The 19,179-nt window shown below is 35.4% G+C and carries 26 protein-coding genes, 2 tRNA genes and 4 pseudogenes; 5 read left to right on the top strand and 27 right to left on the bottom strand.

The window, feature by feature from the left end; all coding sequences use genetic code 11:
- Positions 1–6: 6 nt before the first annotated feature.
- The 22 genes from rplR to carA all read right to left on the bottom strand — a co-directional run bounded on the left by rplR (position 7) and on the right by carA (position 10,477).
- The gene (gene rplR, locus HF197_RS00740) at positions 7–378 is read right to left on the bottom strand and encodes a 50S ribosomal protein L18 (protein WP_168463886.1); all 372 of its coding nucleotides are present in this window, start codon (positions 376–378) and stop codon (positions 7–9) included.
- Between the two features lie 5 nt (positions 379–383).
- The gene (gene rplF / locus HF197_RS00735) at positions 384–920 is read right to left on the bottom strand and encodes a 50S ribosomal protein L6 (RefSeq protein ID WP_168463885.1); all 537 of its coding nucleotides are present in this window, start codon (positions 918–920) and stop codon (positions 384–386) included.
- 16 nt (positions 921–936) lie between these two features.
- Positions 937–1,332, bottom strand: a complete 396-nt coding sequence (gene rpsH, locus HF197_RS00730; protein ID WP_168463884.1) for a 30S ribosomal protein S8 — start codon at positions 1,330–1,332, stop codon at positions 937–939.
- A 21-nt stretch (positions 1,333–1,353) separates the two neighbouring features.
- A complete protein-coding gene (rpsN, locus tag HF197_RS00725) occupies positions 1,354–1,662 on the bottom strand; it encodes a 30S ribosomal protein S14 (RefSeq protein WP_168463883.1) in 309 nt (102 codons plus the stop codon).
- A gap of 12 nt (positions 1,663–1,674) precedes the next feature.
- Entirely contained in the window at positions 1,675–2,208 is a 534-nt protein-coding gene (gene rplE, locus HF197_RS00720; RefSeq protein ID WP_168463882.1) for a 50S ribosomal protein L5, read from the bottom strand.
- On the bottom strand, positions 2,208–2,528 hold the full coding sequence (rplX, locus tag HF197_RS00715) for a 50S ribosomal protein L24 (RefSeq protein ID WP_218938900.1): 321 nt from the start codon (positions 2,526–2,528) through the stop codon (positions 2,208–2,210). The genes rplE and rplX overlap by 1 nt, the downstream gene beginning before the upstream one ends.
- A complete protein-coding gene (rplN, locus tag HF197_RS00710; protein ID WP_168463880.1) occupies positions 2,525–2,884 on the bottom strand; it encodes a 50S ribosomal protein L14 in 360 nt (119 codons plus the stop codon). Before rplN ends, rplX begins: the two co-directional genes overlap by 4 nt.
- Complete coding sequence (gene rpsQ, locus HF197_RS00705) at positions 2,881–3,141, bottom strand: 30S ribosomal protein S17 (protein ID WP_174855526.1); 261 nt, start codon at positions 3,139–3,141, stop codon at positions 2,881–2,883. Before rpsQ ends, rplN begins: the two co-directional genes overlap by 4 nt.
- A complete protein-coding gene (gene rpmC / locus HF197_RS00700) occupies positions 3,110–3,313 on the bottom strand; it encodes a 50S ribosomal protein L29 (protein WP_168463879.1) in 204 nt (67 codons plus the stop codon). Before rpmC ends, rpsQ begins: the two co-directional genes overlap by 32 nt.
- Before the next feature lie 11 nt (positions 3,314–3,324).
- A complete protein-coding gene (gene rplP / locus HF197_RS00695) occupies positions 3,325–3,732 on the bottom strand; it encodes a 50S ribosomal protein L16 (protein WP_168463878.1) in 408 nt (135 codons plus the stop codon).
- 11 nt (positions 3,733–3,743) lie between these two features.
- Complete coding sequence (gene rpsC, locus HF197_RS00690) at positions 3,744–4,364, bottom strand: 30S ribosomal protein S3 (RefSeq protein WP_168463877.1); 621 nt, start codon at positions 4,362–4,364, stop codon at positions 3,744–3,746.
- 38 nt (positions 4,365–4,402) lie between these two features.
- On the bottom strand, positions 4,403–4,750 hold the full coding sequence (rplV, locus tag HF197_RS00685) for a 50S ribosomal protein L22 (RefSeq protein WP_168463876.1): 348 nt from the start codon (positions 4,748–4,750) through the stop codon (positions 4,403–4,405).
- A 5-nt stretch (positions 4,751–4,755) separates the two neighbouring features.
- On the bottom strand, positions 4,756–5,040 hold the full coding sequence (rpsS, locus tag HF197_RS00680) for a 30S ribosomal protein S19 (RefSeq protein WP_168463875.1): 285 nt from the start codon (positions 5,038–5,040) through the stop codon (positions 4,756–4,758).
- Positions 5,041–5,043: 3 nt separating this feature from the next.
- On the bottom strand, positions 5,044–5,868 hold the full coding sequence (gene rplB, locus HF197_RS00675; RefSeq protein WP_168463874.1) for a 50S ribosomal protein L2: 825 nt from the start codon (positions 5,866–5,868) through the stop codon (positions 5,044–5,046).
- 1 nt (position 5,869) lies between these two features.
- Positions 5,870–6,157, bottom strand: coding sequence for a 50S ribosomal protein L23 (locus HF197_RS00670; RefSeq protein WP_168463873.1), 288 nt, complete (start codon positions 6,155–6,157; stop codon positions 5,870–5,872).
- Positions 6,154–6,768: a 50S ribosomal protein L4 gene (gene rplD / locus HF197_RS00665; RefSeq protein ID WP_168463872.1), complete on the bottom strand. Its 615-nt coding sequence runs from the start codon at positions 6,766–6,768 to the stop codon at positions 6,154–6,156. The genes HF197_RS00670 and rplD overlap by 4 nt, the downstream gene beginning before the upstream one ends.
- Before the next feature lie 2 nt (positions 6,769–6,770).
- A complete protein-coding gene (rplC, locus tag HF197_RS00660; RefSeq protein ID WP_168463871.1) occupies positions 6,771–7,499 on the bottom strand; it encodes a 50S ribosomal protein L3 in 729 nt (242 codons plus the stop codon).
- Positions 7,496–7,855, bottom strand: a complete 360-nt coding sequence (gene rpsJ, locus HF197_RS00655) for a 30S ribosomal protein S10 (RefSeq protein WP_168463870.1) — start codon at positions 7,853–7,855, stop codon at positions 7,496–7,498. The genes rplC and rpsJ overlap by 4 nt, the downstream gene beginning before the upstream one ends.
- Positions 7,856–7,869: 14 nt before the next feature.
- Positions 7,870–9,042: an elongation factor Tu gene (tuf, locus tag HF197_RS00650; RefSeq protein WP_168463869.1), complete on the bottom strand. Its 1,173-nt coding sequence runs from the start codon at positions 9,040–9,042 to the stop codon at positions 7,870–7,872.
- A 78-nt stretch (positions 9,043–9,120) separates the two neighbouring features.
- Positions 9,121–9,191, bottom strand: a tRNA-Gly gene (locus HF197_RS00645).
- 4 nt (positions 9,192–9,195) lie between these two features.
- Positions 9,196–9,278, bottom strand: a tRNA-Tyr gene (locus HF197_RS00640).
- 107 nt (positions 9,279–9,385) lie between these two features.
- Positions 9,386–10,477 carry a glutamine-hydrolyzing carbamoyl-phosphate synthase small subunit gene (carA, locus tag HF197_RS00635; RefSeq protein ID WP_168463868.1) on the bottom strand — a complete coding sequence of 364 codons (1,092 nt, stop codon included), beginning with the start codon at positions 10,475–10,477 and terminating at the stop codon, positions 9,386–9,388.
- A gap of 199 nt (positions 10,478–10,676) precedes the next feature.
- Between carA and HF197_RS00630 the strand changes: the two genes are divergently transcribed.
- From HF197_RS00630 to HF197_RS00620, 3 genes and pseudogenes are all read left to right on the top strand, one after another.
- Positions 10,677–11,171: a hypothetical protein gene (locus HF197_RS00630; protein ID WP_168463867.1), complete on the top strand. Its 495-nt coding sequence runs from the start codon at positions 10,677–10,679 to the stop codon at positions 11,169–11,171.
- Positions 11,172–11,442: 271 nt separating this feature from the next.
- Positions 11,443–12,011: pseudogene (locus HF197_RS00625) on the top strand (DUF6444 domain-containing protein); the annotation flags it as partial.
- Between the two features lie 88 nt (positions 12,012–12,099).
- Positions 12,100–13,056, top strand: a complete 957-nt coding sequence (locus tag HF197_RS00620) for an IS5 family transposase (RefSeq protein ID WP_168463866.1) — start codon at positions 12,100–12,102, stop codon at positions 13,054–13,056.
- 50 nt (positions 13,057–13,106) lie between these two features.
- Here the strand turns inward: HF197_RS00620 and HF197_RS00615 are convergent.
- From HF197_RS00615 to HF197_RS00605, 3 genes and pseudogenes are all read right to left on the bottom strand, one after another.
- Positions 13,107–13,673 (bottom strand): annotated as a pseudogene (locus HF197_RS00615) (DUF6444 domain-containing protein); the annotation flags it as partial.
- 209 nt (positions 13,674–13,882) lie between these two features.
- The gene (locus HF197_RS00610; protein ID WP_168463865.1) at positions 13,883–14,101 is read right to left on the bottom strand and encodes a hypothetical protein; all 219 of its coding nucleotides are present in this window, start codon (positions 14,099–14,101) and stop codon (positions 13,883–13,885) included.
- A 92-nt stretch (positions 14,102–14,193) separates the two neighbouring features.
- Positions 14,194–15,147 (bottom strand): COX15/CtaA family protein, encoded by a 954-nt coding sequence (locus HF197_RS00605; RefSeq protein ID WP_369800038.1) that lies wholly within the window; start codon positions 15,145–15,147, stop codon positions 14,194–14,196.
- A 248-nt stretch (positions 15,148–15,395) separates the two neighbouring features.
- On the opposite strand from HF197_RS00605, the pseudogene HF197_RS07705 reads away from it, so the two are divergent.
- A pseudogene (locus HF197_RS07705) lies at positions 15,396–15,518 on the top strand (IS5 family transposase); the annotation flags it as partial.
- Here HF197_RS07705 and ltrA read toward each other — a convergent pair.
- The gene (ltrA, locus tag HF197_RS00600) at positions 15,470–16,846 is read right to left on the bottom strand and encodes a group II intron reverse transcriptase/maturase (RefSeq protein ID WP_168463858.1); all 1,377 of its coding nucleotides are present in this window, start codon (positions 16,844–16,846) and stop codon (positions 15,470–15,472) included. The pseudogene HF197_RS07705 and the gene ltrA sit on opposite strands and share 49 nt — an antisense overlap.
- 525 nt (positions 16,847–17,371) lie before the next feature.
- Between ltrA and HF197_RS00595 the strand changes: the two are divergent.
- Positions 17,372–18,202: pseudogene (locus HF197_RS00595) on the top strand (IS5 family transposase); the annotation flags it as partial.
- Between the two features lie 19 nt (positions 18,203–18,221).
- Here the strand turns inward: HF197_RS00595 and HF197_RS00590 are convergent.
- Complete coding sequence (locus HF197_RS00590; RefSeq protein WP_246168503.1) at positions 18,222–19,160, bottom strand: glycosyltransferase family 2 protein; 939 nt, start codon at positions 19,158–19,160, stop codon at positions 18,222–18,224.
- Positions 19,161–19,179: the final 19 nt, after the last annotated feature.

Below are 19,179 nucleotides of genomic sequence, written 5' to 3'. Positions count from 1 at the left end.
AACCTTCTAAAACTTAAACCCAGAAGCTCTCAAAGCTTCAGCAAACTGAGAAACCAGCCCTGTATACTTATATGATCCACGATCAAACACCAATTCTTGCTCTAATTTAATATCAGCAAGACGTTCAATCATTAAAGAAGCAACTTGCTTTACAGCTTCAGCGTTTACTTTTCCTTTGCATGCACCTCTAATCTTCCCATCTAAAGTTGAAGCTGAGGTAAGAGTTACCCCTTTTTCATCATTAATCAACTGAGCATAAAAATGCTTGTTAGATTTAAATACAGATATACGCAATCGCTCACCATCTCTGTTAATTCTCCCCCTATTACGTAACCTTCTTTTTTCAGCATTACTTAAAAAATTATATAATCTTCTCATCTCAATTACTTCTTTTTACTTACAACTTTGCGCAACATAAATTTGCCTTTTATTACAATACCTTTACCCTTATAAGGATCATATTTTCTAATTTTACATATATCAGATGCCACCATATAGACTTTTTGCTTATCCATACCACTCACTACTATATGAGTTGGCTTTAAACACTTAATCTCAACATCCTTAGGCACTTTATACTTAACATTATGACTATAACCAAGATACAAAGTCAAATATTTGCCATCACACTCTGCTTTATACCCAACACCATTAATTTCAAGATCAACAGAAAAGCCATTAACCATACCATTGATGATATTATTAATATTACTTCTATCAGTGCCCCACATAGGCTTTACTTCATCTTGATCTTCATCAATAGAAAGCAACAATTGATTATCAATAACTTTGCATATAACACCACTACAAATACTAAGCTCTTTTTCTGCTTTAGCACTTTTTATTAACATTTTACCATCACTATACTCAACTGAAACACCAGTAGGAATATTGATAGGCGCAGCACCTACACGAGACATGAATTGCTCCTATAATTTAAAATATACGACACAAAATTTCTCCACCAACTTTTAATTTACGAGCATTAGAGTCAGTCATAACTCCTTGAGACGTTGATATAATATAAATGCCAAGCCCATTATAGGCCTTTGCAATATCTTTACATCTAGAATAACGACGACAACCTGGCTTTGACACCCTAACTATATACTTAATCACAGGAGCTTTCTCAAAATACTTTAATTTTACAATAAAATAAGATATATTGTCTATAATCTCCTTTTGATAATCAGCAATATACCCCTCTTCTTTCAAAATTTCCAACATAGAAGAATTCACCTTAGAAAATAGAACTTTTGTTGTCCTATGCATTGCTAATTGAGCATTACGTATTCTTGTCAAAAAATCACCAATACTATCAGATAACGCCACTATATATTCCTCATACTACATTTACCAACTCGACTTCATTACTCCTGGAATTTGCCCAAAAGCACATAAATCACGCAAAACAATCCTGCTTAAACCAAATTCTCTATACACTCCTCTTGGCCTTCCAGTCAAAGCACACCTATTTCTAATTCTAACCTTAGAAGAATCTCTAGGCAATTCCTTAATTAATTTATTTTGAGCTGCAAACCTTTCACTAATAGATAAATTTTTATTATTTATTATAGCTTTTAACTCCTTCCTTTTCTCCTTATATCGACCACACAACTCGATTCTACGAAGATTTCTTTGTATCATAGATTTTTTTGCCATATATTTCTTCTCTCAATCAAAAAAAGGAAACTTGAAAGCCAACAATAACGCCTTTGCTTCCCGATCGCTAGCTGCACTTGTTATAATATTAATATCCATACCTCTAATTTTGCTTATTTTATCATAATCTATCTCTAAAAATGAAATATGTTCTTTTATACCAAAAGAAAAATTACCATTACCATCAAACTGCTTTATGCTAAATCCTCTAAAATCTTTTTCCCTTGGTAAAGCAATGTATACCAACCTCTCTAAAAATTCATACATTTTATCTCTACGCAAAGTAACCTTACAACCCACCGTAGCGCCTTTTCTAATTTTAAAGCCAGAAATAGACTTCTTTGCAGAAGTTGACACAGGCTTTTGCCCAGAAATTAAATACAGACTATCAAATGACTCATTGATTGCCTTACTATCTGCAGCAGCATCTCCAACTCCCATATTGACGCATACTTTGACAAGCTTAGGCACCTGCATTATATTGCCATAATTGAATTCATCTTTCAAAGATTTTATTATACTATTTTTATATAATTCTTTAAACATTAATCTATCACTTCTCCAGAAACTTTCGCAAAACGCACTTTTTTACCATCTATAACTTTCAACCCCACTTTAGTTGGAGTTTTATACTTAGGATCTAATGTAGCAATATTCGATACATCAATAGCTAACTCCTTGCTCAATATACTACCATTACTACCAGCTCTTGGCTTGGTATGTTTTTTACACATATTAACTCCAGAAACAATCACTTTCCGTTTATTATCACGCGTAATTACTTTAATTACCTTACCAATCTTTCCTTTATCTTGTCCAGTTATAACTATAACGTCATCACCACTTCTTACTTTAGCACTCATTATAAAACCTCAACAGCTAATGACATTATCTTCATAAAAGAACCAGATGGTAACTTCTTAATAGGACCAAATACCCTTGTACCAAGTGGTTCACCTTGATTATTAATCAAAACTACAGCATTACTAGAAAAGCGAATTGAAGAGCCATCAGACTTCTTAATACGATTTTTTACTCTCACTACAACTGCCCTATATACTTTTCCTTTTTCAACCTTCCCTTTTGGATTAATAGATTTAGTTGACACAATAATTGTATCACCTATAGATGCAGATTTTCTACCACCCAATAAACCAATACAAAGCACTTCACGAGCACCAGAATTATCAGCTACTTCCAACAATGTATTTTTCTGAATCATATTACTTTATTAACAACAATCCACCTTTTCGTAACAGAAATAGGCTTATTTTCTTGTATTAAAACCTTATCTCCTTCTTTATAACTATTACTCTCATCATGCGCTGTATATTGCTTATGCTTTTTGATGATTTTCTTATATAGTTTATCTTTATATACCTTCAATACTGAAACTTTTACAGTTTTATTACATCCAGCTTTAGTTACAATACCACAAAAAACTCTTTTAGACATCCTTTTTTTTCCTTCTTCTTTCATTTAATACAGTTAAAATACGAGCTATGTTCTTCCTTATCAGACCAAAACGCGAAACATTACTACATTGTCCCAATTTTCTTTGAAAAGCTAAATTAACAAACTCTTTCCTTAATTTTACAAGAGTCTCATCTAATTCTTGTAAAGATTTAGATCTAATATCAGCTATATCCATTATTGCTCCATTTAATTACATACAAATTTACACTTTATAGGAAGTTTAGCAATTGCCTTCTCAAGTGCCAACTTTGCCAAATGCATAGGAACATCATTACTAATTTCAAACAAAATCCTACCTGGTTTGGCTTTAAATACCCAAAACTCAACACTACCCTTTCCTTTACCCATACGCACATCTGCTGGTTTTTTGCTAACAGGAGTATCAGGAAAGATTCTTATCCATACTTTACCAGAACGTTTTAAAGTTCTAGATATCACACGTCTAGCAGTTTCAATATGCTTAGACTGAATCCTACCCGCTTCCATAGCTTTTAAACCATAATCGCCAAAAGATAATGTGCTACCACCTTTTGTATTACCCTTTATTCGCCCTTTAAATGCCTTTCTATATCTACTCTTCTTAGGAACAAACACTTCAATATACCTTAACTACCAATATAAACCCAAACCTTAACCCCTATAATGCCATATATAGTCTTCGCTTCACACAAAGCATAATCTATATTAGCACGTAAAGTGTGTAAGGGTAAACGACCTTCTTTATACCACTCAGTACGAGCTATTTCAGCCCCACCAAGACGCCCAGAACAACTAACCTTAATACCTCTACCACCCATCCTCAAACAACTCTGAATAGCCTTCTTCATAGCTCTTCTGAAAGAAACTCTTTTTTCCAACTGCTGCGCAATACTACTTGAGATTAAAGCTGCATTTATTTCAGCTCTTTTAACCTCTATCACATTCACCTCTACATTACTTTTCACTTCTTCAGCTATTCTCTGCTTTATTTTCTCAATATCAGAACCTTTTTTACCTATCACAACCCCAGGTCTAGATGAATGTATCGTTATAGATACCAAATCAACTTTACGTTCAATAATTACTTTAGAAATACCAGCATGCTTGAAAGATTTATTGATATAACTACGAATAGATAAATCTTGATGCAATTTCTGCTTGTAATCTTTATCAGCATACCAAATAGAATCCCAGGTATTAGCGCCTATCTTTAATCTAAATCCTATAGGATTAACTTTTTGTCCCATATTTTATACTTTCCTTGTCAAATTTTTACTTTCATAAATCATATCACTTCTCCTAATTTTATAGTTATATTACTATAACGCTTACTAACCCTATTCGCCCTACCCATAGCTTTTGGATATACCCTACGCAAGGTAAAAGACTTACCTATTAAGATTTCTTTTACATATAAATTATCAATATCTAAGCCATAATTATATTGAGCATTAGCAATCGCAGAATTCAATACTTTATTTATAAGATTAGCAGCTTTCTTTTCACAAAATTTCAACTGTGTTGTAGCAAAAGAAACATTCTTACCACGTACCAACCCAGCAACTAAATTTAATTTACGGGGAGTAGATTTTAAAACTCTAGAACTAGCTTCAACCATTAAATCATTTCTCATATCAATTACCTTCTCGTCACCTTTTTATCACCACTATGTCCAGTAAATTTACGAGTTGGTGAAAATTCACCAAACCTATGACCTATCATATTTTGATCATTAACATTAACTGGAATATAATCCTTTCCATTATAAACAGCAAATTTCAAACCTAAAAAATTAGGAAGAATAACAGATGCCCTAGAATGAGTCTTGATAGCCATATGAATAAGCCCCTTACTTAAAGCACTTTTTACTTTCTTTAATACAGAAGGATGACAAAAAGGAGGCTTCCACGCAGATCTACTCATAAATTAACCTTTTAATTGCTTTATATATTTATTACTTGATTTATTTCTCTTTCTAGTTTTCTTTCCTTTAGTTGAAACACCCCAAGGAGTAACAGGATGACGACCACCAGAAGTTTTTCCCTCCCCTCCTCCATGAGGATGATCAACTGGATTCATTGCAACTCCACGGACAGTAGGTCTAATTCCAAGCCATCTACTTCTTCCAGCCTTACCTAATTTTCTATTTTTATGATCAGGATTAGATACTACACCAATAGTAGCTTTACAAGAAGATAAAATCAATCTAACTTGACCAGATCTAAGACGCAACAAAACATATTGACCATCACGACCAACAATTTGCGCATAACAACCGGCAGATCTCGCAATTGCAGCACCATTACCTGGCTTCAATTCAATATTATGAACAAAAGAGCCCACAGGTATATTCTTTAACAATAAACAATTCCCCGGTAGAATATCAGCATCCTCACCCGACATAATTACATCACCAAGCTTCATACCCTGAGGAGCTAATATATAAGACTTGGTATTATCTTCTTTATACGATATTAATGCTAAAAATCCACTTCTATTTGGATCATACTCTATCTTTTCTACAATAGCTTGACCTCCCCTATTACGCTTAAAATCTATAATTCTATATGTCTTCTTGTGACCACCGCCCTGATGACGAGTTGTAATTCTACCATAATTATTTCTTCCACCACGAGACTTTTTACCGCATGTGAGGGACTTTTCTGGCTTATCTTTTGACAAACCCACTCTGCTTACTAAAACAGTCCCACGAGAAGATGGAGTAACAGGATTAAGAAACTTTATACCCATATTAAACACTCATTATATCTAATTTTTGACCAGCTATTAAAGAAAAATAAACTTTCTTTTTTTGTTTTTCATAACCAATCACATCTTTAAAACGCCTAGCCTTAGACTTAACCCTAACAACATTTATAGAAGAAACTTTTACATTAAAGAGAGATTCTATTGCTAGTTTTATTTGACGCTTACTTACATTCACAAAAACATACAAAGAATATTTATTAAACTTTTCTCTTAAAAAAGAGGCTTTTTCTGTAATTATAGGAGATTTTATTATATTATTATATTTAATCATAGTAATCTACCTTCCAGATACTTCAAAGTATCACTTGTTAACATTACACATTCATGATTTAGTATATCAAAAACATTTAACCCTATAGGCTTGATTAAATCCACATAATGCAAATTTTTGGTAGTACGTAGCAAATCATCTCCATAATCACCAACTATTAAAAAAGAAGAGAATCCAAAATTTTTAATATACTTATATATCTCAGATGTCTTTTTTACATCAATATTTAAATTATCAAGAATAATTAATTGATTATTAGCACATTTAAAAGACAAAGCAACTTTTAAGCCAAGCTTGCGCACTTTCTTGTTAAGAGAGTAAGCATGACTCCTAACAACAGGGCCATAAATAATTCCACCACCTCTAAATTGAGGAGAGCGCAAACTTCCCTGCCTTGCTCTACCAGTACGTTTTTGACCATAAGGTTTAGCTGTTGTACCAGAAACATCACTAATACCTTTCGTTTTATGAGTACCAGCTCTCTTTTTTGCTAACTGCCACCTTACCACATCGTGTAAAATACTCAACTTTTGCTTAACAGAAAATATTAATGGATTAAGTTGAACAGTACCTACATCACTATTAGATAGATTAACTAACTTACACTCCATAACTAACTCACTAAACCACCAGTATTATCGTCACTTATATTATCAGGCATCAGACCTACTGGAAAGGGAGCATCTTTATGTAAAGATTTCTTAACCGAATCCCTTACAAAAACATAAGAATTTTTAAATCCAGGAACATTATTACCCTTAACAGCAATTATACCATTCTCATGATCAATAGATAATATCTTCATATTTTGTACAGTCACTCTACTACTACCCAAATGACCAGCCATCTTCTTTCCCTTAAACACCCTACCAGGATCTTGACATTGACCTGTAGAACCTTGCGACCTATGAGCAATAGAAACACCATGAGATGCTCTAAGCCCGCTAAAATTATGCCTCTTCATAACACCAGCAAACCCCTTACCTACAGAATCACCAGTAATATCAAGATATTGACCAACGACAAAATGATTAATACCTATTTTTTTACCACATTCTATTCCCGATAGATCATTCAACCTGCTTTCATATAGTTTGCATCTACTACCTATATTCTTTTTCTTTAAATACTCTAATTGAGGTTTTGCAACATTTTTGAAATCTCCCGTACCCAGAATAACCGCATTATAACCACACTTATCTTGCTCCTTTATGTCAACAATATAAGTTTCATTAAGATGCAGCAAAGTTACAGCTACGAGACCACTTTCAGAATACATAGTTGTATGACCAACATTAGTCATCAACAAGCCAATTCTTCTTAATGCATTTATCCTTTTCATCCTACTTTCCCACCCTTACCTTCTTTACCTTTTTTACCCTTCTTACCTTCCTTAACTTTTAAATCAACTCCAACGCCAAAAGGAAAAAAGAAGCCTGTAAGCATCTGCATGATAGTAGGAGTTGCATCACGTACAACAATTAAGCGCATAGAAACTCTTTTTTCAAACTGCTCTCGGGACTTTTTATCAACATGAGGAGATCTATTAACGATAAACTTAGAACCTTTCCTTGGAAGTGGAGATGGACCAACCAGCTTTGCACCAAATTGCTTCAATTCATCAACAAACTTTCTAACACACTTCTCTAATACAGAACAGTCAAAAGATCTAATTTTAACATGTATATCTTGATTCATCTTCGCTACTATATCTACCCCAAAATCTCTGAAACCACGCCAGAACCAACAGTCCTACCACCCTCTCTGATCGCAAAACGTAATCCCTTATCCATTGCAATTGGAACTTGCAACTCCACTTCTATACTAACATTATCACCAGGCATTACCATCTCTTTTCCATCCAATAACTTTATACTTCCTGTTACATCCGTCGTCCTTAAGTAAAATTGCGGCTGATAATTCGCAAAAAATGGCGTATGTCTGCCTCCCTCTTCTTTCTTTAATATATATACCTCCGCCTTGAACTTCTTATGCGGCGTAATACTTCCTGGCTTCCCTAATACCTGACCTCGCTCCACTTCCTCTCTTTTTGTACCTCTCAGCAATATCCCCACATTGAGCCCAGCACTTCCTTTATCAAGCAACTTCTTAAACATCTCAACACCAGTACATGTCGTCTTCTGCGTCGCCTTTAACCCTATTATCTCTATCTCATCACCAGTCTTTACTTCTCCCCTCTCAATCCTTCCAGTCACTACCGTACCACGACCAGATATCGAAAATACATCCTCAATTGGCATTAAAAACGGTAAATCAATAGGTCTTGGTGGAACTTGTACATATTCATCCAATTTCTCCATCAATTTATCTATAGATTTTTTACCATGCTCACTATCTTCATCTTCCAGCGCTTTTAATGCAGATCCAACCACCACCGGTACATCATCGCCTGGAAATCCATACTTACTCAGCAATTCTCTCACTTCCATCTCCACTAGATCTAGCATATCAGGATCAGCAACATCAGCTTTATTTATATATACTACGATATATCCAACCCCAACTTGCTTTGCTAGCAGTATATGCTCTCTCGTTTGCGGCATCGGTCCATCAACCCCAGATACTACCAATATTGCAGCATCCATCTGCGCCGCACCCACAATCATATTTTTTACATAATCAGCATGACCTGGACAGTCAACATGCGCATAATGCCTGCTCTCTGTTTGATACTCAACATGTGCAGTTGCTATCGTTATCCCCCTCTTTCTTTCTTCTGGCGCTTTATCTATCTGATCATATGCTACAAAATTTCCATAATGCTTCGTTATCGCCGCTGTCAACGTCGTCTTCCCATGATCTACATGCCCTATCGTACCCACATTTAAATGCGGCTTCCCAAATGCTTCTACTACTGTTGCCATAATCTAAACTTTTCTACTCAAAATACAAATACATCAATAAATAATATGTTGATTTTATAAAAATGCAACAAAAAAAAGAGCGGATAGTGGGAATCGAACCCACGTCACTAGCTTGGAAGGCTAAAGCTCTACCATTGAGCTATACCCGCACAATGGAAGAGGTAGGATTCGAACCTACGTACGCTTTCACGGACAGATTTACAGTCTGTTACCTTTAACCACTCGGTCACTCTTCCACAAAAAAAATTGTTAAGAGAGCACTGCTTTATCATCTTAACTTGAACTTTTTAATACTAAATGTCTAAAATTAAAAAATCAAGCAATTATTCTATCCAACTCAAGATTATGCAGATTTCATTTTATATAGTTTAACATTATCAACAAAATTTTCAAACAAATAATGCGAATCATGCGTACCTGGAGCTTCCTCTGGATGATATTGCACAGAAAAGATCGGATGATTCTTCATCATTATCCCTTCTATACTATTATCAAATAGAGATACATGCGTAACCTCAATACTATTTGGCAAAGAAGCTGAATCAACGACAAAACCATGGTTTTGACTTGTGATCTCAACCCTACCACTATTTATATTATAAACCGGATGATTACTACCTCTATGACCAACATCCATCTTAATAGTCTTTGCTCCTAGAGTAATCGCAAGTAATTGATGTCCCATGCATATACCAAAAATCGGTATTTTAGATCTTACAATCATATCTAACTCCGAAATTATATTATCCCCTATTTCTTGCGGATCACCAGGACCATTTGAAAGTACTATTCCATCTGGATTAATATTTAATATTTTTTTAGCAAAGCCTTCATCTGGTTTAATCAACTCAATTGTACAACCTAATTCTATTAAACGCGAAATTATGCTGATCTTTACACCAAAATCAACAATTACAACTTTATATTTCGCACTTGCATCATTCTTCAAACTATTACTTAAACTGACTTTATTTGTTATACCCATTCCATTAATAGATTGATAGCTTTGCAGCTCTTCCAATGTGTGCACTTCATTTAACGAGCATATCATTCCGTTTTGAGATCCATGCTTTCTTAAGTACCTTGTTAAAGCCCTGGTATCAATTCCCGATATCCCAATTACATTATTTTCTTCCAACCAGTCATTTAAACTGACATATGAAGAACAATGAGATGCAGAGGAAATCCCACGTACAACTACACCGCTTGCAAAAATTTTCTTTCCTTCATTATCCTCATGATTTACTCCAATATTACCAATATGAGGAAAAGTGAACGTTATAATTTGATCAGCAAAAGAAGGATCAGTTATGGTATGCTGATAGCCTGTCATGCCAGTAGTAAAACATACTTCACCCATACATTTACCCTTCTTTCCAACTGATTTTCCTAAAAAGCGTCTACCATCTTGTAAAACTAAAACTGCATTTAGCACTTTATTTTCTCTAAGTCATTTTAAATATTGTACAAAAATTTCAAAAAATAGGTAACCCATTTCTTAAGTGATAAAAATATTATGAAAAAATTCTTAACGCATCTATCCATAATATACTCATCCAAATAAAATACAGCTTGACTAAACCTGCATACTATACTAAGTATATACTAGTTTTTTAATATGTGGAGGGTTTATTATGCATGCAAATGGAGTTCAACAAAATGAGGCTCAATCTAAAAAAATAAACGAAAAGTGGCTGGTTATAGGAACTGGCATGCTACTATTTGCAATGATGCTGCCATCAATTTTTCTTCTGGCAAAAATAGCCATCGGATCAACGATGATTTCAATCGCTACAATAGCAATAAAGATTTCTTCAAAAACCATATCAAGCTCTCTTGAGAACAATAACGCAGAACAACAAACAACACAAAACAAATTTATAAACCTTGCTGTTGGATTAGCATCTATATTTGTAGGCGGAATATCATTATTGATCATAGCAAAAACAGGATTGATTGCAGCATGCGCAGCCGTCACTGCTTTAGCTTTACATGAATATTTAAAAGATGAAGAAATAGGAAAAAATATAAGTACAAAGTTTGATAAAATAGCTGAAAATTCAACTCAGCTTATTGTTAGCAGCATTGAAAAATTCCTTTCACCGCAAGTGCAAAGTCGCGAGACATAGTAAGTTTTATTTAAGGATTTTTACTTCAAATTGCAAAGTTATAGTTAATGTTTTCTCTGTTTAGTGAATAATTAAGTATCCATTCGTATCCATTCAGGGGTATGGCTTAAGAAGCAATAGCCAGTAGGTTTTGAAAAGGATTTAACTTCTTTTGCCTCCAAGTCAAGTACAATAAAATTATCCTCTCAAGAAGTATCCATTCAGCCGGGCGGTAAAATAAAGAGTAGACAAGGAATGCTAAAAAGGTAAACTAGAGTGGCTGTGAGGTAATATGGTTGATCTTTTAGAATTTTGCGAAAGTTTAAGCAGACTATAGAAAAGTTAGAAACAAAAATAGAAGAGCTTAAAGCAGAAAATAAAGCGCTAAGGATCGAAAACGCTGAGTTAAAAGAAAGGCTTGGCTTAAATTCAAAAAATTCATCTATACCAAGCTCCAAAGAATTATATAAGATGAGGGAAAATAAGCCAAAAAGTGACAGGAAAGTAGGAGCACAGGTTGGACATAAAGGCAGTTACCGCCCTAAAATGGAGGCAGATGAGATGGTAAAAATAGAACTGCCCAATACGTGTGAGTGCGGAGGAGAAATTGCGGTATCAAAAGATCCGTATACTCATCAAAAGGTCGATTTGCCGGAAATCAAGCCGTATGTAGTTGAATATTAACTAGAGCATGGACGTTGCAAAAGATGTGGAAAAAGAAAAAGTAGCAAGCTACAAGAAGGAGTAACTGCGGACACATTTGGTCCAAGAGTTAAGTCAGTAATTACAGCATTAAGTGGATTTTACAAGAATTCGAAAAAAGAAGTGGCAAATATTATAAAGGACATTTTCAACCTGGATAGGCTTTGTTGCATAGCTAAAGTAAAAAGAACTGGCAGTTACTGACGAAATTCATTATAAACAGGCATTTAACCGACAAAGGAAAAATATGCCAGTCAAAATGAAAGTCAGTAACTGCTACGAATATAACAAATTTCTCCAAGAAAGAGGAAATATTTTTTATTACGTCAACGATGCCATAGAAAATTGGTACGAAAAAAGTCCCAAAATGGCCGGTAGCAACAATATTTATAGTGATAAAGTCGTAATTCTAATTCACATAATAACTTATTTGTTTAGAATAGGCCTAAGACAAACGGTGGGGTTTATAGCGGGATACCTTGAGCAAATAGGAAAAAATTTGCAAGTTATCAGCTATTCCCAGGCTTCCAGAAGATTCAAAAAGCTTAACTTAAAAATTAATGATCGAAGACATGATAAAAACAGTATGGAAAATATTGAGATCGCCATAGATAGCACTGGAATAAGCATCTACAATAATATTCCAGGCCATAGTAAGGCAAACGGTACAGATAGAAAGTACCGTGGCTATAAGCAAACAAGAAAATTGCATGTAATGCTGGAGATAGGTAGCAAAAAAGTCATAGCTGCAAAATACAGTAGTGGAGTTTATTCTGACCACTATGGAGCCTGTGATCTTATTGCAAGGGCTAATGCTAAATACAATATAAGCACACTATATGCAGACAGAGCATATAATCGAAAGAAGTTATACAAATTGTGCAATGAGCTTGGCATAAAGACAAAAATTCCTCTGCAAAACAATGCAGTGGAGCATCCAAAGCTGGATTATATGGCTGAGAGAAATTCTACAATCAAGCTCATAAAGTCATATGGTGAAGATGGTATGAAGAAGTGGAAAAAAGAGATAAATTATGGGAAGAGATCTTATATAGAAAGTTTTTTCTCGCGACTGAAGCAAACATTTGGGTTTAGTTTTAGGAACAAATCTGAGATTAACCGTGAGAAAGAAATGCTACTCAAGTGTTATTTGCTGAACAAATTTACTGAAATAGGCATGGCTAAATTTGAGATAGCTTCATGAATTTATTATGCATTGCCTCCTATCCAAAGAGCGATGCAACAAAGCCATTCCAGGTTGAAAATGTCCTTTATAATATTTGCCACTTCTTTTTTCGAATTCTTGTAAAATCCACTTAATGCTGCAATTACTGACTTAACTCTTGGACCAAATGTGTCCGCAGTTACTCCTTCTTGTAGCTTGCTACTTTTTCTTTTTCCACATCTTTTGCAACGTCCATGCTCTAGTTGATATTCAACTACATACGGCTTGATTTCCGGCAAATCGACCTTTTGATGAGTATACGGATCTTTTGATACCGCAATTTCTCCTCCGCACTCACACGTATTGGGCAGTTCTATTTTTACCATCTCATCTGCCTCCATTTTAGGGCGGTAACTGCCTTTATGTCCAACCTGTGCTCCTACTTTCCTGTCACTTTTTGGCTTATTTTCCCTCATCTTATATAATTCTTTGGAGCTTGGTATAGATGAATTTTTTGAATTTAAGCCAAGCCTTTCTTTTAACTCAGCGTTTTCGATCCTTAGCGCTTTATTTTCTGCTTTAAGCTCTTCTATTTTTGTTTCTAACTTTTCTATAGTCTGCTTTAAACTTTCGCAAAATTCTAAAAGATCAACCATATTACCTCACAGCCACTCTAGTTTACCTTTTTAGCATTCCTTGTCTACTCTTTATTTTACCGCCCGGCTGAATGGATACAGTATCAAGACACAAAGGAAAAGCTATCAACTTTAAAACAAGATTTAGATACACAAAAGCAAAAAAATGCCCACAATTTACGAGAACTGGAAGCAAAAAAAACTGAACTTTGGAATAAACAACAATCTATTCAAGGCTTAGAACGTAAGTTAGATGCGCAACAACCAGACAAAAGGCTAGCATACTCTAGGAAACAAAGTAATATTGCCTCTACTTGCTTTGTATTATCAGGTGTATCTGCAGTTTTAGCGTATGCTTTTGCACAAAATCCAGCAATATGCGCTCCGCTCGCAGTAGTTGCTGTTGCTTTTGCTATATTCGGATTATATTCATTATATAAAGCAAACATGGGGGAACCGCCAAACTCTCAAATGAGTATGAAAGAATCTATCTCCCCTTAAGAAACACAACACATACACGCCATTCCGAAGCAATGTGCAATTAGCTTCTTAAATAACATAACACGTACACGCCAGCCCCAAGCAATATAAACGAAAAAACTTGATGTGCTATGGCAACAGCTACTGGTAGATGCAGTAACAGAGTTGTCACACCTAAAATTATCTGAATAACGACAGAAAGCAGCATGATATATACCGGTTTTACATTAGAATTCTTTATTGTCAGTATTACTGTCAGCACCAATATTAGTAATGCTAACGCACGGTGTATAAATTGCAATGTTGTTCTGTTTTCAAAAATATTTAACCACTTCGGTTGCAAAAAAAACAAACCCTCTGGGATAATGTGTCCGTCCATCAGTGGAAAAGTGTTGTAAATTAAACCAGCATTTAATCCGGCAACAAATGCACCAAAGATGATTTGTATTGCAACTAGAATTAGAATGGCAATTGTCATTCCAGCACCACGCATTGGAATAACATCTTTTCTTCTTATATCATGTAGCTGTGTGTTCAACGCTAGCTGATATTCAAAAAATTGATATAGCAGCAGCCCAAAAATTACCAATGCTAGCAATAAGTGGAGTGCTAGCCGATAATGACTCACATGAGGTTCGGCTACTAACCCGCTTTTAACCATATACCAACCAACAACAGCTTGCAGAGCTCCAAGCAGCAACACTACTGATAATCTTATTATTACTTTCTTCGTTATTTTTTTCTTTAGTGTAAAATATATAAATGGCAGAATAAAAACCAACCCAGTGAGCCTTGCAACTAATCTATGTATGTACTCTGTTAGGTATATAACCCGAAACTCCCCCATGCTCATGCCATAATTAAATGCCTTATATTCTGGGGTGGATTCATATTTTGACTTTTCTTTTAGCCAATCTTGCTCATTTAGCGGAGGCAATGTTCCAGTGATTGGTTTCCATTCTGTGATTGATAGCCCTGCTTTTGTTAGCCTGGTAAATCCACCAATTCCTACCATGAGAATCACCATCACTGAGCAGAGCAAAAGCCAAGCAGCTACGCACTTTTCTTCCATAAACCGTGTTTAGTTTTATTCCATTGTTGAGGGTAAATAGTAAATTCCCATAATGCAAGAAAAGCTGCAATACTATGCAATAAACTATAGACCGGAAAAAATATGGCTTTGTTGCATAGCTAAAGTAAAAAGAACTGGCAGTTACTGACGAAATTCATTATAAACAGGCATTTAACCGACAAAGGAAAAATATGCCAGTCAAAATGAAAGTCAGTAACTGCTACGAATATAACAAATTTCTCCAAGAAAGAGGAAATATTTTTTATTACGTCAACGATGCCATAGAAAATTGGTACGAAAAAAGTCCCAAAATGGGGAGAGTAGACCGGTGGAACTTCCCCACCAGCCCCTCGCAAAACTGTGCATGAACCTCTCGACTCACACAGCTTCCATTATTCACCTTTTGACCTAAGCCTAATGTCCAGTGATAGAAAATATCAGGTCCCTTTTTCCTCATTTTTCCTAGAAGTTGCCTTGCTAGTCTTCCATGATTTCGAAGTTTCTTGTATTTTCTTCTGACCCACTTTTCTAGATGCCGCTCTACGTTCTTTAGAGGTTTGTATATCTCGGTTTTGCAGAATCTGCCATAGTACTGATACCAGCCTCTGACTATTGGATTTACTATCTTTGATATTTCCTCTAACGTTTTATGTGTACTTTGTAGTATTTTCCATGATCTTATGGTTGTAGTAATATCTTTCTTGGCCTTGTTGCTAATTGCAGGGAGAAATGAAACAAAATTCTTTCCTATTTTATTTCTTGCTAATCTGGGTCTAAATGTGTAACCCAGAAAGTCAAAACTTTGCTTAGGAAATTCACTTTTCCTATTATCATCTTTACAGTACACAATTTGTGTCTTTTCAGGATGTAACTTTAGCTTATATTCAGCCAATCTTTCTTCGATCATTACTTTCATAAATTCTGCCTGCTTACGAGTCTTACAATGTACTACCGCATCATCCACATATCTTTCAAATGGTATTGTTGGGTACTTTTGTCTCATCCATTCATCAAATACATGATGCATAAATATGTTTGAGATCATAGGGCTTATTGAACCTCCTTGCGGAACTCCTTTTTCCCTAACTACCTTACTGCCATCTGCTAGTTGAATTGGAGCTTTCATCCATCTTTCAGCATACAGTATGACCCATTTGCAGTCTGTGTGTCTTTTGATAGCTTGCAATGCTAGCTCGTGGTCCAAATTGTCGAAAAATCCCGATATGTCAAGATCTATCGTCCAATCGTACCTCCAGCATCTTTTACGCGCTGTGTCTACCGCGTCCAGTGCAGATTTATTTGGTCTATAACCATATGAGTCTTCGTGAAATTTTGGCTCTACTAGCGGTTCCAGATACATAGCAGCGGCTGTTTGCCCTATCCTATCGAATACTGAAGGAACACCTAAAATTCTTTGTCCTCCTCCTGTACCTTTCGGTATTGCAACAGCCTTTACAGCTTCCGGAAAATAACTTCCAGATGACATCCGATTCCATAGTTTGTATAGATTATCTTTTAGATTTTCCTCAAACTTTGTTATCGAGACCTCATCTACACCAGCAGCACCCTTATTTTTCGATACTTGTTTATAAGCTCTCCAAATAAGTTGCTTCGGTATATCAAAAGACTTTGTTTTATTCATTAACTCCTCCCTTGCGGTTGATAAATAATTAAAACTAAATAACTCAGCCCCTTCGCTCCATTTCTATTACAGAAACTTCTTCACTACTACGAGCTGATCCGCCCCTGTTCTTCGCATCGGTACTCTCATCCTTAGAGTTTAGCTCCTTGGATTTCTCCCTTATCATCGAAACGACAGGTTCCCGTAGTTCCGTACAACAGCCTGAAATAGATTCATGCCACCTCTATGCCGGACGCCATCTACCCAGTAAACAAGCTCCTGATAGACTTATCCCAGGTTACTACAGACCCCCTGGTTTTGACGCCACCTAAATCGTTTTCGACACTTCGTCAGTGGTTCACTTTCGTTCATCTCTCTACTCCACACATGACGCATAATTGCGCCTTTTCCATAATGCTCACTACCTTGGCTCTTTACCAAAGCAGCTTATGGTTGTTTAAAGCCTGCTCTTGCAAACCGGCTTTGAGGGGCCCACCCTCATCTGTCATGCAGCTTCAACACTTTCCGTGTCTCTACGGCGCACCCGGTAGCAACAATATTTATAGTGATAAAGTCGTAATTCTAATTCACATAATAACTTATTTGTTTAGAATAGGCCTAAGACAAACGGTGGGGTTTATAGCGGGATACCTTGAGCAAATAGGAAAAAATTTGCAAGTTATCAGCTATTCCCAGGCTTCCAGAAGATTCAAAAAGCTTAACTTAAAAATTAATGATCGAAGACATGATAAAAACAGTATGGAAAATATTGAGATCGCCATAGATAGCACTGGAATAAGCATCTACAATAATATTCCAGGCCATAGTAAGGCAAACGGTACAGATAGAAAGTACCGTGGCTATAAGCAAACAAGAAAATTGCATGTAATGCTGGAGATAGGTAGCAAAAAAGTCATAGCTGCAAAATACAGTAGTGGAGTTTATTCTGACCACTATGGAGCCTGTGATCTTATTGCAAGGGCTAATGCTAAATACAATATAAGCACACTATATGCAGACAGAGCATATAATCGAAAGAAGTTATACAAATTGTGCAATGAGCTTGGCATAAAGACAAAAATTCCTCTGCAAAACAATGCAGTGGAGCATCCAAAGCTGGATTATATGGCTGAGAGAAATTCTACAATCAAGCTCATAAAGTCATATGGTGAAGATGGTATGAAGAAGTGGAAAAAAGAGATAAATTATGGGAAGAGATCTTATATAGAAAGTTTTTTCTCGCGACTGAAGCAAACATTTGGGTTTAGTTTTAGGAACAAATCTGAGATTAATCGTGAGAAAGAAATGCTACTCAAGTGTTATTTGCTGAACAAATTTACTGAAATAGGCATGGCTAAATTTGAGATAGCTTCATGAATTTATTATGCATTGCCTCCTATCCAAAGAGCGATGCAACAAAGCCAAAAAATATCGAGATTATATAAAAATAAAAGGGCATCTTCTGCTGCTTGACTGCAATCATCAAAAAGATCAAATTAACGAAATATATTGCAATAAAGTAATATAAAAATAATTCGCTTAAGACTTTGGTTAAGATTAATGCTAGCAGCAAAAACGGGGTAACGAAAAATATAAAAGCCGTAGCACCAACAAAAAGGTTAAGCAGTAAAACTCCTCTGAGCCCTGTGTGCTTGTAGAGTGATTTTATATTTTTCAAATGGACAATATAAGTCTGCATATAGCCCTTAATCCAACATGCCCTTTGTTTGATCCAAGTAAATACAGTAATTGGTGACTCCTCCAAAGTTTCTGAGTCAATCATTCTAGTTTTATAGCCCATATGTGCTAACCTTAAACCAAGGTCTGCATCTTCAGTGACGTTATAAGCATCCCAGAGAAATACCTTCTTTAAAATCTCAACTGAAAAATGATTACTGCTGCCGCCCAATGGTATTGGCATATTCATTTTCTGAAATCCAGGTAGTAAATATTGAAACCAACTCATATACTCAAGGGAAAAGAATTTTGTCAGAAAATTATAATTATAATTGTAATAATTTAGTCTTGCTTGCACGCAAGCCAGACTATCATCATTCTTACTAAATTCAACCAGCGCTTTCTTTAACTGTAATGGATCAGGTTTGTCGTCAGCATCATATATTACTACATATTCTCCTCTGGCAAAATTCATAGCGTAATTGCACGACTTAGCTTTCGTTTTAGGCAAAGAATGAGGTACTTTTATCACTTCAAAATATTGTGGCAAAACATACTCTTCTATAACTGCAAGCATTTCTTGGTCATCACTTTCTATAATAAGCTTTACATCCAATTTTGATTTCGGATAATCCAAATTCTCGATATTTTCAATCAATTGTCCTATTAGAAGGTGT

The organism is Wolbachia endosymbiont of Ctenocephalides felis wCfeT, from assembly GCF_012277295.1.
GTDB lineage: Bacteria > Pseudomonadota > Alphaproteobacteria > Rickettsiales > Anaplasmataceae > Wolbachia.
This window is presented reverse-complemented; position numbering and strand designations above follow the sequence as displayed.

Bases quoted from the DNA above. Each gene is read 5' to 3' on its own strand.
- rplR (WP_168463886.1), bottom strand. From the start codon at position 378: ATGAGAAGATTATATAATTTTTTAAGTAATGCTGAAAAAAGAAGGTTA.
- rplF (WP_168463885.1), bottom strand. From the start codon at position 920: ATGTCTCGTGTAGGTGCTGCGCCTATCAATATTCCTACTGGTGTTTCA.
- rpsN (WP_168463883.1), bottom strand. From the start codon at position 1,662: ATGGCAAAAAAATCTATGATACAAAGAAATCTTCGTAGAATCGAGTTG.
- rplE (WP_168463882.1), bottom strand. From the start codon at position 2,208: ATGTTTAAAGAATTATATAAAAATAGTATAATAAAATCTTTGAAAGAT.
- rplN (WP_168463880.1), bottom strand. From the start codon at position 2,884: ATGATTCAGAAAAATACATTGTTGGAAGTAGCTGATAATTCTGGTGCT.
- rpsQ (WP_174855526.1), bottom strand. From the start codon at position 3,141: ATGAAAGAAGAAGGAAAAAAAAGGATGTCTAAAAGAGTTTTTTGTGGT.
- rpmC (WP_168463879.1), bottom strand. From the start codon at position 3,313: ATGGATATAGCTGATATTAGATCTAAATCTTTACAAGAATTAGATGAG.
- rpsC (WP_168463877.1), bottom strand. From the start codon at position 4,364: ATGGGACAAAAAGTTAATCCTATAGGATTTAGATTAAAGATAGGCGCT.
- rplV (WP_168463876.1), bottom strand. From the start codon at position 4,750: ATGAGAAATGATTTAATGGTTGAAGCTAGTTCTAGAGTTTTAAAATCT.
- rpsS (WP_168463875.1), bottom strand. From the start codon at position 5,040: ATGAGTAGATCTGCGTGGAAGCCTCCTTTTTGTCATCCTTCTGTATTA.
- rplB (WP_168463874.1), bottom strand. From the start codon at position 5,868: ATGGGTATAAAGTTTCTTAATCCTGTTACTCCATCTTCTCGTGGGACT.
- HF197_RS00670 (WP_168463873.1), bottom strand. From the start codon at position 6,157: ATGATTAAATATAATAATATAATAAAATCTCCTATAATTACAGAAAAA.
- rplD (WP_168463872.1), bottom strand. From the start codon at position 6,768: ATGGAGTGTAAGTTAGTTAATCTATCTAATAGTGATGTAGGTACTGTT.
- rplC (WP_168463871.1), bottom strand. From the start codon at position 7,499: ATGAAAAGGATAAATGCATTAAGAAGAATTGGCTTGTTGATGACTAAT.
- rpsJ (WP_168463870.1), bottom strand. From the start codon at position 7,855: ATGAATCAAGATATACATGTTAAAATTAGATCTTTTGACTGTTCTGTA.
- tuf (WP_168463869.1), bottom strand. From the start codon at position 9,042: ATGGCAACAGTAGTAGAAGCATTTGGGAAGCCGCATTTAAATGTGGGT.
- HF197_RS00630 (WP_168463867.1), top strand. From the start codon at position 10,677: ATGCATGCAAATGGAGTTCAACAAAATGAGGCTCAATCTAAAAAAATA.
- HF197_RS00620 (WP_168463866.1), top strand. From the start codon at position 12,100: ATGCCAGTCAAAATGAAAGTCAGTAACTGCTACGAATATAACAAATTT.
- HF197_RS00610 (WP_168463865.1), bottom strand. From the start codon at position 14,101: ATGTTTGCTTTATATAATGAATATAATCCGAATATAGCAAAAGCAACA.
- HF197_RS00605 (WP_369800038.1), bottom strand. From the start codon at position 15,147: ATGGTAGGAATTGGTGGATTTACCAGGCTAACAAAAGCAGGGCTATCA.
- ltrA (WP_168463858.1), bottom strand. From the start codon at position 16,846: ATGAATAAAACAAAGTCTTTTGATATACCGAAGCAACTTATTTGGAGA.